9 protein-coding genes are annotated in these 15,800 nt (G+C 67.1%); 8 read left to right on the forward strand and 1 reads right to left on the reverse strand.

Annotation, left to right across the window (positions count from 1 at the left end; genetic code table 11):
* The first annotated feature begins 310 nt into the window (after positions 1–310).
* Both rpoB and DEJ24_RS09705 read left to right on the forward strand, forming a co-directional pair.
* Positions 311–3,799 carry a DNA-directed RNA polymerase subunit beta gene (gene rpoB / locus DEJ24_RS09700; RefSeq protein ID WP_110903685.1) on the forward strand — a complete coding sequence of 1,163 codons (3,489 nt, stop codon included), beginning with the start codon at positions 311–313 and terminating at the stop codon, positions 3,797–3,799.
* 44 nt (positions 3,800–3,843) lie between these two features.
* The gene (locus tag DEJ24_RS09705; protein WP_110903686.1) at positions 3,844–7,725 is read left to right on the forward strand and encodes a DNA-directed RNA polymerase subunit beta'; all 3,882 of its coding nucleotides are present in this window, start codon (positions 3,844–3,846) and stop codon (positions 7,723–7,725) included.
* Between the two features lie 131 nt (positions 7,726–7,856).
* Here DEJ24_RS09705 and DEJ24_RS09710 read toward each other — a convergent pair whose 3' ends face one another.
* On the reverse strand, positions 7,857–8,255 hold the full coding sequence (locus DEJ24_RS09710) for a VOC family protein (protein WP_111043506.1): 399 nt from the start codon (positions 8,253–8,255) through the stop codon (positions 7,857–7,859).
* Positions 8,256–8,311: 56 nt separating this feature from the next.
* On the opposite strand from DEJ24_RS09710, the gene DEJ24_RS09715 reads away from it, so the two are divergent.
* The 6 genes from DEJ24_RS09715 to DEJ24_RS09740 form a co-directional block, all read left to right on the forward strand.
* Positions 8,312–9,343, forward strand: a complete 1,032-nt coding sequence (locus tag DEJ24_RS09715) for a GNAT family N-acetyltransferase (RefSeq protein WP_181436573.1) — start codon at positions 8,312–8,314, stop codon at positions 9,341–9,343.
* A gap of 190 nt (positions 9,344–9,533) precedes the next feature.
* Complete coding sequence (locus DEJ24_RS09720; protein ID WP_111078445.1) at positions 9,534–11,201, forward strand: GspE/PulE family protein; 1,668 nt, start codon at positions 9,534–9,536, stop codon at positions 11,199–11,201.
* Positions 11,202–11,218: 17 nt separating this feature from the next.
* Positions 11,219–12,856, forward strand: a complete 1,638-nt coding sequence (locus DEJ24_RS09725; RefSeq protein WP_309147011.1) for a type IV pilus twitching motility protein PilT — start codon at positions 11,219–11,221, stop codon at positions 12,854–12,856.
* Entirely contained in the window at positions 12,856–14,079 is a 1,224-nt protein-coding gene (locus tag DEJ24_RS09730; protein WP_111078446.1) for a type II secretion system F family protein, read from the forward strand. Before DEJ24_RS09725 ends, DEJ24_RS09730 begins: the two co-directional genes overlap by 1 nt.
* A 181-nt stretch (positions 14,080–14,260) precedes the next feature.
* Positions 14,261–14,701, forward strand: coding sequence for a type II secretion system protein (locus DEJ24_RS17315; protein WP_111078447.1), 441 nt, complete (start codon positions 14,261–14,263; stop codon positions 14,699–14,701).
* A 78-nt stretch (positions 14,702–14,779) separates the two neighbouring features.
* A partial coding sequence (locus tag DEJ24_RS09740) for a prepilin-type N-terminal cleavage/methylation domain-containing protein (RefSeq protein WP_111078448.1) occupies positions 14,780–15,800 on the forward strand: 1,021 nt, incomplete at its 3' end.

Below are 15,800 nucleotides of genomic sequence, written 5' to 3' on the forward strand. Positions count from 1 at the left end.
GGGACTGGACAGCGCACTGTCGAGCCACCTATGATGACAGTTCGCGCTCCCTGGCATCCGTGTCGTCATATTGCGGTCGACCGAGTTCCACGAAGACGCCTCTCAGCAGGTGCTTCGCTGAACACGCCTGGTGATGCCGGTCCCGTATATGGCGGCGGGACCCGCTCACCGATCATCCCACACGCGGCTCCGGACCCGGAGCACACCGTACTCGTGTCCTGATCACCGGGTTGCGCCGAGCGATCAATCCACTCACCTACACACTGCTTCGTCAGTGTCGGCCCGACGGGGCCTACCGGAGGTCACACCCTTGGCTGCTGCGCCCAACGCATCCACCAACCCCAAGAACGGTCGCAACCACTCGCGACTCTCGTTCGCCAAGATCACGGACACCCTCACGGTTCCTGATCTGCTCGCCCTCCAGACGGAGAGCTTCGACTGGCTCGTCGGCAACGACGCATGGAAGGCCCGCCTCGCCGAAGGGCAGGAGCAGGGTCGTACCGACCTCGCGCTGCACTCCGGCCTCGAGGAGATCTTCGAGGAGATCTCCCCGATCGAGGACCTCGGCGAGACCATGCAGCTCTCGTTCACGTCCCCGGAGCTCGAGGACCCGAAGTACTCCATCGACGACTGCAAGGAGCGTGGCAAGACCTACGCTGCCCCGCTCTACGTCAACGCCGAGTTCATGAACCACATGACCGGTGAGATCAAGACGCAGACGGTCTTCATGGGCGACTTCCCGCTCATGACCGAGCGCGGCACCTTCATCATCAACGGCACCGAGCGTGTCGTCGTCTCGCAGCTCGTCCGCTCGCCGGGCGTGTACTTCGAGCGCCAGCAGGAGAAGACGTCCGACAAGGACATCTACTCGGCTCGCATCATCCCGTCCCGTGGCGCTTGGCTCGAGTTCGAGATCGACAAGCGCGACCAGGTGGGCGTGCGCATCGACCGCAAGCGCAAGCAGTCCGTGACCGTCTTCCTCAAGGCCCTCGGCCTGACGAGCGAAGAGATCATGGAGGAGTTCCAGGGCTTCGCGTCCATGGAGTCGACCCTCGAGAAGGACGCCGTCCTCACGAAGGAAGAGGCGCTCAAGGACATCTACCGCAAGCTGCGTCCGGGCGAGCAGGTCGCTGCCGAGGCGGCGCGTGCGCTCCTCGACAACTTCTACTTCAACTCGAAGCGCTACGACCTGGCCAAGGTCGGTCGTTACAAGCTCGACCGCAAGCTCGGCATCGATGCCCCGCTGTCCGACTCGGTGCTCACCGTGCAGGACATCGTCGCGACGATCAAGTACCTGGTGTCCCTGCACGCCGAGCGCACCCACATGGACGGCGTCCGTGACGGTGAGCCGGTCCAGCTCCGCCTCGACGTGGACGACATCGACCACTTCGGCAACCGTCGCATCCGCGCGGTCGGCGAGCTGATCCAGAACCAGGTCCGCACCGGTCTGTCCCGCATGGAGCGCGTCGTCCGCGAGCGCATGACCACGCAGGACATCGAGGCCATCACGCCGCAGACGCTCATCAACGTGCGTCCCGTCGTCGCCGCGATCAAGGAGTTCTTCGGGACGTCCCAGCTGTCGCAGTTCATGGACCAGAACAACCCGCTCGCGGGTCTGACGCACAAGCGTCGCCTGTCGGCCCTAGGCCCGGGTGGTCTGTCCCGTGAGCGCGCCGGCGTCGAGGTCCGTGACGTCCACCCGTCGCACTACGGCCGCATGTGCCCGATCGAGACCCCGGAAGGCCCGAACATCGGCCTGATCGGTTCGCTCGCGTCGTTCGGTCGGATCAACTCGTTCGGTTTCATCGAGACCCCGTACCGTCGCGTCGTCGACGGCGAGGTCACGAAGACCATCGACTACCTGACCGCTTCCGAAGAGGACGAGTTCGTCGTCGCGCAGGCCAACGCCCCGCTGACGAACGACTTCCACTTCGCCGACGACAAGGTGCTCGTCCGCAAGAAGGGCGGAGAGGTCGAACTCGTCGCCCGCGACGAGGTCGACTACATGGACGTCTCGCCGCGCCAGATGGTGTCGGTCGCGACCTCGCTCATCCCGTTCCTCGAGCACGACGACGCGAACCGCGCCCTCATGGGTGCGAACATGCAGCGCCAGGCCGTGCCGCTCCTCCGTTCCGAGTCGCCGCTCGTCGGTACCGGCATGGAGGGCTACACCGCCATCGACGCCGGTGACGTCGTCACCGCCGACAAGGCCGGTGTCGTCTCCGAGGTCTCGGCCGACGCCGTGACCCTGCAGCTCGACGAGGGTGGCACGCAGACCTTCTACCTGCGCAAGTTCGACCGCTCGAACCAGGGCACCAGCTACAACCACCGCGTGATCGTCAGCGCCGGTGAGCGTGTGGAGCAGGGCGAGGTCATCGCCGACGGCCCCGCGACGGAGAACGGCGAGCTCGCGCTCGGCAAGAACCTCCTCGTCGCGTTCATGCCGTGGGAGGGCTACAACTACGAGGACGCGATGATCCTGTCGCAGAACCTCGTGAAGGACGACACGCTCTCCTCGATCCACATCGAGGAGTACGAGGTCGACGCCCGCGACACGAAGCTCGGCAAGGAAGAGATCACCCGCGACCTGCCGAACGTCAGCCCGGACCTCCTGGCCGACCTCGACGAGCGCGGCATCATCCGGATCGGTGCCGAGGTCCGCCCCGGCGACATCCTGGTCGGCAAGGTCACGCCGAAGGGCGAGACCGAGCTGTCCGCGGAAGAGCGCCTGCTCCGTGCCATCTTCAACGAGAAGTCGCGCGAAGTCCGCGACACCTCGCTCAAGGTGCCCCACGGTGAAGAGGGCACGATCATCGGCGTCAAGGTGTTCGACTCGCAGGACGGCGACGACGAGCTCGGCTCGGGCGTCAACCAGCGCGTGGTCGTCTACATCGCCCAGAAGCGCAAGATCACCGCGGGCGACAAGCTCGCCGGCCGCCACGGCAACAAGGGCGTCATCTCGACGATCCTGCCCGTGGAGGACATGCCGTTCCTCGCGGACGGCACCCCGGTGGACATCGTCCTCAACCCGCTCGGCGTCCCCGGTCGCATGAACTTCGGCCAGGTCCTGGAGATCCACCTCGGGTGGCTCGCCAAGCAGGGCTGGCAGGTCGAGGGCATCCAGGAGTGGGCCGAGAACCTGCCGGAAGCCGCGCACAGCGCAGCCCCCGGCACGAAGGTCGCCACGCCGGTGTTCGACGGTGCGTACGAGCGCGAGATCGAGGGCCTCCTCGACTCCACGCTCCCGAACCGTGACGGCGAGCGCCTGATCGGTTCCTCGGGCAAGGCACAGCTCTTCGACGGCCGCTCCGGCGAGCCGTTCCCGGAGCCCGTGTCGGTCGGCTACATGTACATCCTGAAGCTGCACCACCTGGTCGACGACAAGATCCACGCTCGTTCGACCGGCCCGTACTCGATGATCACGCAGCAGCCGCTGGGTGGGAAGGCGCAGTTCGGTGGACAGCGCTTCGGCGAGATGGAGGTGTGGGCGCTCGAGGCATACGGTGCCGCGTACGCCCTCCAGGAGCTCCTGACGATCAAGTCCGACGACATCCTCGGCCGCGTGAAGGTCTACGAGGCGATCGTCAAGGGCGAGAATATCCAGGAGCCCGGCATCCCGGAGTCGTTCAAGGTCCTCATGAAGGAGATGCAGTCGCTCTGCCTGAACGTCGAGGTCCTCTCGGCGGACGGCCAGGCGGTCAGCCTGCGCGACACGGACGACGAGGTCTTCCGTGCCGCTGAAGAGCTCGGCATCAACATCTCCTCGCGGTTCGAGTCGTCGTCCGTCGACGACATCTGATCCCGCCCGCTGAACACGTTTCGAACCAGCAAGAGAGAAGAACATTGCTCGAAGCAACTTCCTTTGACGCCATTCGGATCGGCCTCGCTACCGCCGAGGACATCCGCCAGTGGTCGTACGGCGAGGTCAAGAAGCCGGAGACGATCAACTACCGCACCCTGAAGCCCGAGAAGGACGGTCTGTTCGGCGAACAGATCTTCGGTCCGTCCCGCGACTGGGAGTGCGCCTGCGGCAAGTACAAGCGAGTCCGGTTCAAGGGCATCGTCTGCGAGCGCTGCGGCGTCGAGGTCACCAAGTCCTCGGTCCGTCGTGAGCGCATGGGCCACATCGAGCTCGCCGCACCCGTCACGCACATCTGGTACTTCAAGGGCGTCCCGTCGCGCTTGGGTTACCTGCTGGACATGGCCCCGAAGGACCTCGAGAAGGTCATCTACTTCGCGGCGTACATGATCATCAGCATCGACGAGGAGGGCCGTCACGCTGACATGCCCGGCCTCGAGAACGAGATGCGCCTCGAGATCAAGAACCTCGAGAACCAGCGCGACTCGATCATCGCCGACCGCCTCAAGAAGCTCGAGGACGACCTCGCAGCGCTCGAGGAAGAAGGCGCCAAGGCCGACGTGAAGCGTCGGACCAAGGACACCGCCGAGAAGGAGATGTCCCAGGTCCGCAAGTCCTTCGACGAGGACATCACCCGTCTCGAGCGTGTGTGGGAGGACTTCCGCAACCTCAAGGTGGGCGACCTCAAGCCCGAGGACGCCGTCTTCCACGAGCTGCAGGACCGCTTCGGGATCTACTTCGACGCCTACATGGGTGCCGAGGCGATCAAGCTGCGGCTCGAGGCCTTCGACCTGGCCGCCGAGGCCGAGGCACTGCGTCTGCAGATCGCCGAGGGCAAGGGCCAGAAGAAGATCCGTGCGATCAAGCGTCTGCGCGTCGTCAGCTCCTTCCTCGCCACCGGCAACTCGCCGGCAGCGATGGTGCTCGACGTCGTGCCGGTCATCCCGCCGGAACTGCGCCCCATGGTGCAGCTCGACGGTGGCCGCTTCGCCACGTCGGACCTCAACGACCTCTACCGTCGTGTGATCAACCGCAACAACCGTCTCCGCCGCCTGCTCGACCTCGGTGCCCCCGAGATCATCGTGAACAACGAGAAGCGCATGCTGCAGGAAGCGGTCGACGCGCTGTTCGACAACGGTCGTCGTGGTCGCCCCGTCACGGGTACCGGCAACCGCGCCCTGAAGTCCCTGAGCGACATGCTCAAGGGCAAGCAGGGTCGTTTCCGCCAGAACCTGCTCGGCAAGCGCGTCGACTACTCGGGTCGTTCGGTCATCATCGTCGGCCCGCAGCTCAAGCTCCACCAGTGCGGTCTGCCCAAGCAGATGGCGCTCGAGCTGTTCAAGCCGTTCGTCATCAAGCGCCTCATCGACCTGTCGCACGCGCAGAACATCAAGTCGGCCAAGCGCATGGTCGAGCGTTCGCGTGCCCAGGTCTGGGACGTGCTCGAGGAGATCATCCGCGAGCGCCCCGTGCTGCTGAACCGTGCGCCCACGCTGCACCGTCTCGGCATCCAGGCGTTCGAGCCGCAGCTCGTCGAGGGCAAGGCCATCCAGCTCCACCCGCTGGTCTGTGCTGCGTTCAACGCCGACTTCGACGGTGACCAGATGGCCGTGCACCTGCCGCTGTCGGTCGAGGCCCAGGCCGAGGCCCGCATCCTGATGCTCGCCTCGAACAACATCCTCAAGCCGTCCGACGGCCGTCCGGTGACCCTGCCCGCACAGGACATGATCATCGGTCTGCACCACCTCACGACCGTCCGCGAGGGCGCCGTGGGTGAGGGCCGTTCGTTCTCCTCGGTCGCCGAGGCGATCATGGCGAAGGACCAGAACACGCTGCACCTCAATGCGATGGTGAAGATCCGCATGTCGGGTGTCCACTTCGCCGAGGGTGAAGCACCCGAGGGCTACGAGGTCGGTCAGTCGATCCTCCTCGAGACCACCCTCGGCCGTGCGCTCTTCAACGAGACCCTCCCGACGGACTACCCGTTCGTCCAGAAGGTCACCGACAAGGGCACGCTCTCCGCGATCGTCAACGACCTCGCCGAGCGCTACTCCAAGACCGAGACGGCCGCCGCGCTCGACCGGATCAAGGACGCCGGCTTCTACTGGGGCACCCGCTCCGGTGTGACCGTCGCCCTCTCGGACGTCGTGACGCCTCCTCGCAAGAAGGAGATCATCGCGGGCTACGAGATCCAGGCCGCCAAGGTCCAGGGTGAGTTCGACAAGGGTCTGATCACCGACGCGGAACGTCGCGCCGACCTGATCAAGATCTGGACCGAGGCCACCAACGAGATCGCGCAGGAGATGCGGGACAACTTCCCCATCGACAACACCATCAACCGCATGGTGTCCTCGGGTGCTCGTGGTAACTGGCTGCAGGTGCGCAACATCGCCGGTATGCGTGGTCTGGTGAGCAACCCGAAGGGTGACATCATCGCCCGCCCGATCATCAACTCGTACCGCGAAGGCCTGACCGTGGCGGAGTACTTCATCGCCACGCACGGTGCTCGCAAGGGTCTGGCGGACACGGCTCTCCGTACCGCCGACTCGGGGTACCTGACCCGTCGTCTCGTGGACGTGTCGCAGGACGTCATCATCCGTGAGGACGACTGCGGGACGACCCGTGGCCTCGAGCTGCCGATCGCGACGATGGGTGCCGACGGCAAGCTCGTCCGCGACCCGCGGGTCGAGAACACCGTCTACTCGCGCACCCTCGCGACCGAGGCCGTCGACGCCTCGGGCACCGTGGTGGCCGAGGGCGGCGAGGACGTCGGTGACGTCCTCCTCGACAAGCTGCTGGCAGCCGGGGTCGAGAGCATCAAGGTGCGCTCGGTCCTGACCTGCGAGTCGGCCGTCGGTGTCTGCGCGCAGTGCTACGGCCGGTCGCTCGCCACGGGCAACCTGGTCGACATCGGCGAGGCTGTGGGCATCATCGCCGCCCAGTCCATCGGTGAGCCCGGTACCCAGCTGACGATGCGTACCTTCCACACGGGTGGTTCGGCCTCGGCCGACGACATCACGCAGGGTCTGCCCCGCGTGACCGAGCTCTTCGAGGCTCGCACCCCGAAGGGCGCGTCCCCGATCGCCGAGGCCCCCGGCCGCGCCACGATCGAGGACACGGACAAGGGTCGTCGGATCATCCTCACGCCGGACAACGGCGACGAGCCGTTCATCTACCCGGTGCTCAAGCGTGCGACCCTCCTCATCGAGGACGGCCAGCACGTCGAGCTCGGCGAGCAGTTCATCGCCGGCACCGTCGACCCGAAGGAAGTCCTCCGGGTCAAGGGTGTCCGAGAGGTCCAGAAGCACCTGGTCAACGGTGTGCAGGACGTCTACGGCTCGCAGGGTGTGCCGATCCACGACAAGCACATCGAGGTCATCGTCCGCCAGATGCTCCGCAAGGTCACCGTCGTCGACCACGCCGACACCGACCTGCTGCCGGGCGAGCTCGTCGACCGGTCGCGCTACAACGCGATCAACCGGGCGGCGCTGCAGGAGGGTCGCAAGACCGCCTCGGCTCGCCAGGAGGTCATGGGCATCACCAAGGCGTCCCTCGCGACCGAGTCGTGGCTGTCCGCCGCGTCCTTCCAGGAGACCACCCGCGTCCTGACGCAGGCGGCCATGGAGGGCAAGCAGGACCAGCTCGTCGGCCTCAAGGAGAACGTCATCATCGGTAAGCTCATCCCCGCCGGGACGGGCCTCAGCCGGTACCGCGACGTGGACGTGAACGCGACGGAAGAAGCGAAGGCGGAGCGGTACCCGAACCGCATCTTCGCGGACGACTCGTCGTTCTCGGACGCCGACCTGAGCTTCGTCGACTTCGACAGCTTCTCGTCGGACGACTTCACGCCGGGTACGTACAACTGAACCGAGTGAGTCCCTGAGGAGGGCCCCGCATCCAGTCGGATGCGGGGCCCTTCCGCTGTCACGGGGGAGACGCCGGACGGGAGGCACGGGGCGGGCCCGCCACGAGCCTCCAGGCCGGATCCGGCCCGGTCCTAGACGGAGCGACCGGCGTCGCTGTCGCGACCGCCGGAACCACGGCCGCTCTCGTCGGCGAGCGAGTACAGGCTCAGGACGTTGCCGTCGGGGTCGCGGGCGTCGAACCAGTCGACGGCACCGTCGACGCACTCGACCGGTCCGACGTCGATCCCGAGGGCTGCGATCCGGGCGTGCTGCGCCACGACGTCGTCGACGCCGAAGCGGACGATGACAGGATTGTCGTCGGCGTCCGGGTCCTCGAGGAGCTGGATCCAGATGCCGCCGACCTCGTACTCGGCGACGCCCTCGGTGGGCTCGAGATCGGGCTCGACCCGTTCGAACACCGCGCCGTACCAGAGGCAGGAGGCCTCCAGGTCGGTGACGGGCAACCCCACGGTCACGCTCGTGATGTCCATGTCTCATCATGGTCCGTCGATGCCCGGTGCGTCGAGGGGTAGGGCATGCTGTGAGGATGGCGACGCTGCGCGAACGGGTCACGGCTCCGGCTCACCTCGATGTCCCGACCCCGGTCGGTGGCCTGACGTTCCGGCCGGCCACGATGGCGGACCTGCCGGAGGTGCACGGCATCGCCCTCGAGTCGGCTGCTGTCGACGAGCCGCACGCGCATCCCTCCACGGAGGACTTCATGCACCGGCTGTCCACAGAAGGGCTCGACCCCGAGCGTGACACGGTGGTCGGCATCGATGCTGAGGGGCATGTGCACGCCTACGCCATCGTCATCCCGGTCCCGACGCGGGACACCGCTGCCCGGGTCATCCTCGGCGGCTCGGTGCGCCCCGCGCACCGCGGACGGGGGATCGGCCGACGGATGCTCGCGTGGCAGACCGGGCGAGCACGGCAGCACCTCGCCGGGCTCGACCTCGACCTGCCCGGTGCCATCGACCTCACCGCACCGCAGGGATCGTCGACACTCGCACTCGCCGCGCACGCCGGACTGCACCCGGTGCGGACGTGGCTCGACATGCAGGTCGTCCTGGACGACGCGGATGCGCCCGGGCGGCGGTCCGGACCACCGCTGCCCGAGGGGCTCGTACTGCGCGCGGCGACGGTGGCCGACGTCGAGCCGATGCGCGCGGCCAAGAACGACGCCTTCCGCGACCACTGGGGCTCGCAGCCGATGGTGGAAGCGGACTGGCGCGGGTACCTCACGGCGGAGAAGAGCCGGTTGGACCTGTCGCGCGTCGTGGTGGACGAGCACGGGGACGTCCTGGCCTTCACCGTCGTCGAGTCCGACCCCGGCGCCTTCGCTGCCCGCGGTCGGAGCTTCGGGTACCTCCACTGGGTCGGTGTCGTCCGTCGCGCACGCGGTCGTGGCCTCGCTCCGCTGGTGCTCGGTGCGACCCTCGACGCCGTCCGTGACGCCGGCCTCTCCGCAGCGTCGCTCGAGGTCGACGCCGAGAACCCGAGTGGTGCCGTGGCGCTGTACGAACGGTTCGGCTTCGTCGCGGGGACCGCGACGATCACGACCTCGATGGCCCTCTAGCAACCGAGCTCGGAACTCGATACCCGCGGGTACCCCTGTTCTGGGTCCAGTCAGGACCCCGCCGCCCCCTCCTTCTGGGACTGCTCTGCGCAGCGACACCGGACGTACCGTGGTCGAGCGCCGCAACCCTGGCGGCGCCCACCGAACCACGCCGATCCGTCGCGCGCGCAAGCAAGGAGGTACAGGGCACATGGCAACCCTGTCCGAGATCCTGATCCTCAACGGCGCCCTCCCGATCGAGTACCTCGACGCGATGACCGGTCACGAAGACGTCGACGAGCAGGCGATCCGCTCACTGGTCGAGCAGGGCGTCGTGAGCGAGGCGCAGTACATCACCGCGCGTGCGGCGTCGCACAACTCGAAGACGGTCCCGCTGACCGACTACCCGGTCGACGGCACGGCCGTCTCGGTCCTGCCCGCTCCGCTCTGCCGTCGGCACTCGGTGCTCGGCATCGGCTTCGAGGGCGAGACCCTCGTGCTCGCGATGGTCAACCCGGCCAACGTCCTGGCGATCGACGACGCACGCACCGCCTCCGGCCGGCCGATCAAGCCGCTGCAGGTGGACGAACGTGACCTGTTGTCCGCCTTCGAACGCTACCTGCGCGCCGACGACGAGCTCAACGACCTCACCTCCTCGCTCGAAGAAGAGGCGCGCACCACCGAGCACCAGGCCGACATCGGCGACGGCTCACTCGACGACGTCCCGATCGTCCGGTTCGTCAACCTGCTCGTGTCGCAGGCGATCCAGGACCACGCGTCCGACATCCACATCGAGCCCGGCGAGCACGAGGTCCGGGTCCGCTACCGCATCGACGGCGTCCTGCACGAGATGAGCCCGGCGCCGAAGAACATCCAGAACGGCGTGATCAGCCGGCTCAAGATCATGAGCGACATCGACATCGCCGAGCGACGGAAGCCCCAGGACGGCCGCATGTCCGTCCGGCACGGTGGCCGCCAGATCGACCTCCGAGTGGCGACGCTGCCGACGGTGTGGGGCGAGAAGGTCGTCATGCGGATCCTCGACAACACGAACACGTCGTTGACCCTCAAGGACCTCAACCTGCTCGACCGGAACGCCGCGGCCTACCAGCGCTCCTACTCGAAGCCGTACGGAATGATCCTGGTCACCGGCCCCACCGGCTCCGGCAAGTCGACCACGCTCTACACGACGCTCAACGCCGTCGCGAAGCCCGAGATCAACGTCATCACCGTCGAGGACCCGGTCGAGTACCGGATGGCGGGGGTCAACCAGGTGCAGGTCAACCCGAAGGCCGGGCTGACCTTCGCCTCGGCGCTCCGCAGCATCCTCCGCTCCGACCCCGACGTCGTCCTGCTCGGTGAGATCCGCGACCACGAGACCGCCCAGATCGCGATCGAAGCGTCCCTCACCGGGCACCTCGTGCTCTCCACCCTGCACACGAACGACGCCCCCTCGGCGATCACCCGTCTCACCGAGATGGACATCGAGCCGTTCCTCGTCGGGTCGGCGCTCGACTGCGTCGTCGCCCAGCGGCTCGCCCGCAAGCTCTGTGACCGGTGCAAGGCCCCGGCCTTCTACGAGGCCGAGCAGCTCCACGCGCTCGGGTTCCTCGACAGTGCCGACGCCCCCGTGCCCGACTTCTTCGCCCCGATCGGCTGCTCGGTGTGCTCGAACACCGGGTACCGGGGACGCATCGCCCTGCACGAGGTGATGACCGTGACCGAGGAGATCGAGCGCCTCGCCGTGTCCCGGGCCTCGAGCGCCGAGATCAGCCGGGTCGCCCAGGCGCAGGGCATGCTCACCCTCCGCATGGACGGGTGGGAGAAGGTCAAACTCGGCCTGACGAGCGTCGACGAGATCCTGCGCGTGGTCGCGTAGCCGTGGGAGACGAACAGATGACCGACTCCGTGTACGACCTGAGCCCCGCCGGGGACGAACCCGTCGACGGCTGGCACCCCGGTACCCCCGGTCTCGAGGTCGGTGGACGCCGTGCTGCGCGCCTCGCGCAGGCCGCGCAGCAGTCCCCGGCACCATCCGGGGCGCCCGTCGTCCCTGCCGCATCAGCGGCACCAGCCGCACCAGCCACCCCCGTCTACGACCTCAGCGACGACCTCGCCGGCTGGGCCGCCCCGAGTGGCGTGCCGGTCGCCGTCCCCGTCGCGCAGCCGTACGCCGTACCGGCCACACCTCCCGCCGCGGTGCCGCCGTCGACCGCGAGCTACGGGTACGAACCGGACCCGGCTCTCGGGTACCAGGTGACCGAACGGCTGCCGGTGGTGCCTGCGGTCGCCACCACGAACCTCCAGACCGTCGCCGCCCCGCCGGTGCAGATGGTCGCCCCGACGGGCAGCGCCGAGATCAACTTCACGCGCCACGCCCGCGAAGACGCCGACTCCGACCTCGTGACCGCCCTGGCCCAGGTCGTCTACCAGGGGGCGTCCGACCTGCACGTCACCGCCGACGCACCGCCGATCGTGCGCGTCGACGGCTCGCTGCGTCCCGCCGTGCCGGGAGGCCCGTGGGCGCGCAACAAGGTCATCGCCGCCCTCAAGACGCTCATGTCCGCCGAGCAGGCCGCACAGTTCGACCAGGAACAGGAACTCGACTTCGCGTACTCGCTGTCGCCGGAGTTCCGGTTCCGCGTGAACTACTACCAGCAGCGCGGCAACTGGGGCGCGGCCTTCCGCATCATCCCCACCAAGATCAAGACCCTCAAGCAGCTCGGCATCCCCGAGTACGTGGGGGACTTCGCCAAGCTGCCGCGCGGCCTCGTGCTCGTCACCGGACCGACCGGCTCCGGCAAGTCGACCACCCTGGCCGCGCTCATCGACCTGGTCAACGAGACCCGGGCCGACCACATCGTGACGGTCGAGGACCCGATCGAGTTCATGCACGAGCACAAGAAGGCGATCATCAACCAGCGCGAGGTCGGCGCGGACACGCACTCGTTCGCCCGAGCGCTGAAGCACGTGCTGCGCCAGGACCCGGACGTCATCCTCATCGGTGAGCTCCGCGACCTCGAGACGATCTCCGTCGCGCTCACCGCCGCCGAGACCGGCCACCTGGTGTTCGCCACCCTGCACACGCAGAGTGCCCCCGGCACCATCGACCGCGTCATCGACGTGTTCCCGCCGCACCAGCAGGGCCAGATCCGCACCCAGCTCGCCGCCACCCTCGAAGGCGTCGTCTGTCAGACCCTCGTCCCCAAGGCCAACGGCACCGGGCGCATCGTGTCCACCGAGATCATGAAGACGACCCCGGCCATCGGCAACCTCATCCGTGAGGGCAAGACGTACCAGATCACCTCGGCCATGCAGGCCGGGCGCGACGCGGGCATGCACACGATGGACCAGGACCTCGCCGAGCTGGTCAACGTCGGCACCATCACCCGCAAGGCGGCGCTCGAGAAGGTCCACGACCTCGAGGGCTTCGACCGGCTCGTGCAGCGCGTCGAGTCCCCGTCCGACGCGTCCGCCGACGCCATCGCCGCGAGCGGGATCGACTTCGGCGACAAGTTCTCCGGAGGCTACTGATGTCCCTCGCATTCGACTACCGCGGGCGGGACGGGGCGGGGAAGCTCGTCAAGGGGCGCGTCGACGCCGCGTCCGAAGGTGCCGTCGTCCAGCGCCTGCGTGGCATGGGCGTCTCGCCGATCGCCATCACCGAGGCGAAGGCCGGAACCGGCCTGCAGACCGAGATCAAGATCCCGGGCTTCGAGAAGGGCGTCGGGCTCAAGGACCTGGCGATCATGGCGCGGCAGGCGTCGACGATGTTGTCGTCGGGGTTGTCGCTGCTGAAGACGCTGAGCATCCTGGCGGACCAGACCGAGAACAAGAAGCTCAAGGTCATCCTCGGCAAGGTGCGCGACGAGGTCGAGCAGGGTGTTTCCTTCTCCGACGCGGTCGGGAAGTACCCTGTGGACTTCCCGCCGATCATGATCAACATGATCCGCGCCGGAGAGACCGGCGGATTCCTCGACCAGGCCATGGACTCGATCGCGACGAACTTCGAGAAGGAGCACAAGCTCCGGACGACGATCAAATCGGCGATGACCTACCCGGTCGTCGTGCTCATCATGTCGTTGCTCGCCGTCGTGATCATGCTCGTGTTCATCGTCCCGATCTTCCAGGACATGTTCTCGAGCCTCGGCGGCAAGTTGCCGCTCCCGACCATGATGCTCGTCTACCTGTCACACGCGATGGTCTACGTCGGACCGGTCATGGCGGTTGCGTTCGTCCTCGGGTGGTTCTGGTGGCGGGCGAACAAGAACACGGACGGCTTCCGCGGCGTCGTCGACCCAATGCGCCTCCGTCTGCCGGTGTTCGGGCAGCTGACCAAGAAGATCGTGATGGCGCGGTTCGCTCGGAACCTCTCGAACATGATCGGTGCCGGTGTGCCGATCTTGCAGGCATTGCAGATCGCCGGCCAGGTGTCGAACAACTTCGTCGTCGAAAAAGCACTCGGCCGTGTTTCCGAATCGGTTCGGAAAGGTGAATCCATCTCCCAACCGCTAAGCCGCGAGAATGTCTTCCCGTCGATGGTGTCGCAGATGATCGCGGTGGGTGAAGACGCCGGTTCGATGGAGATCATGTTGCAAAAGATCGCGTCGTTCTACGACAACGAGGTGGAAGCGACGACGGAGGCACTGACCTCACTCATCGAGCCGCTCCTCATCGCGTTCCTCGGCGTCGTGGTGGGTGGCATGATCGTCGCCCTGTACTTGCCGATCTTCCAGATCAGCACGGTGGTGCACTGACTCCCTCCCCCGTTCGGGAGTGGTCCGACCCGTTGCACCCCCGGTACTGGGGGCATTTCGTTCACGGCTCACCCCCCGTTCTCGGGATTCCGCCCGGAGAATGCCATGAATAGGCTCTCCGTGGCGGCAGAGCACAGCCCCGCAACATCTCACAATCGCATTCCTGAAGAACGGAAAACTCATGTACTTCGCGCTCATGGGCAAGTTGGACGCTCGCCGTAAGGGTCTCCTCGCCGACAAGGAGAAGGGCTTCACGCTCATCGAACTCCTCGTCGTCGTCATCATCATCGGCATCCTCGCCGCGATCGCCATCCCGGTGTACATCGGTGTGCAGAACAACGCGAAGGACGCCGCGACGCGTTCTGACCTGACCAACGCGAAGACCGCGGTCGTCACGTACTTCACGCAGAACAACAAGAACCCCGCCGACCTCACCGGTCTCGCGGACCAGGGCTACTCAACTCCTGTCGCCGGTACCTACAGCGGCACGGGTGTCGCCCCGGCGTTCAAGACGGGCGCGGGTGCGACGGACGGCAAGTTCTGCATCCAGGCCACGAGCAACGCCAACCAGGGCTGGAGTGTCACGAACGACGGTGGCGTCGTGAAGGGCCTCTGCGCCTAGTCCCACCCGACGAAGGGCGGGCCGTACGCGGCCCGCCCTTCGTCACACCCCGACCACCGCGATCCACGAGGGAGCACCGTGCACCGTCTCGTCCAGCGCCTGCACACGGCGCCCGGCGCCGACCGCGGCGTCTCGATCATCGAGGTGATGGTCGCGATGACCGTGTTCGCCCTGATCGCGATGGGTGTGGCTGCCGGGATCGTCTCCACGATGTACCTCACGCAGGACAACCGGTCGCGTGAGGCGGCGCTCAACCTCGCGTCGCAGGAGATCGACGAGGCGCGGAGCACGAAGGACGTGTTCACGCTCGACGACGAGACCTCGTCGCAGAAGGTCGGCGGCGAGGACTACTCGATCACCCGCACCACGAACTGGATCAACTCCGACGGCTCGGACAAGACCTGCGGCGCCGGTACCGGCGTCCTCGCGTACAAGCGCATCGCGATCACCGTGAGCTGGACGAGCGGGACGTCTCCCCGGCAGAAGACGGTGGTCCTCGACACCCTGGTCGCACCGTCGTCGTCGGTCTCCAGCGCGACGTCCTCCTCCATCGTCGTCGGAGTGCAGACCTCGACCGGCGGGCCGAACCAAGGGGTCAAGGTCACGATCACCCCGGTCGGGAACGGGGCCGGGACCCTGAACGCGCAGCCGGCACTCACCGACGGCAACGGGTGCACCTACGCCCTCGGCGTCAAGCCGGGGAACTACACCGTCACGGTCTCGAAGGCCGGCAACATCGACCCGGACGGCCAGACCGCGCCGTCCAAGCCGGTCACGACGAGCGCCGGCGGCACCGGGAACCAGACCTTCCTGTACGACCAGCCGACGGTGATCACGTCGAAGTACGCGGCGAACGTGCCGTCCGGGGCGAAGCTGCCGACTGCGATGACCACCACGTTCACCCACGGGCTCGTGTCAACGGTCTCGTCGACCTCGACGACGTCGCTCTTCCCGTACAGCGACGGCTGGAGCGCCGTCGCCGGCACGGAGACGGCCAAGTGCACCAACGTCGATCCCTCGATGTGGCCGCCGTCGGTAGTGGCAGCCGCCCCCGCGCCGGCACCCGCACCCGCGCCGGCGCCGGCGCCGGCGTCCACCC

It is taken from the genome of Curtobacterium sp. MCPF17_001, from assembly GCF_003234615.1.
GTDB lineage: Bacteria > Actinomycetota > Actinomycetes > Actinomycetales > Microbacteriaceae > Curtobacterium.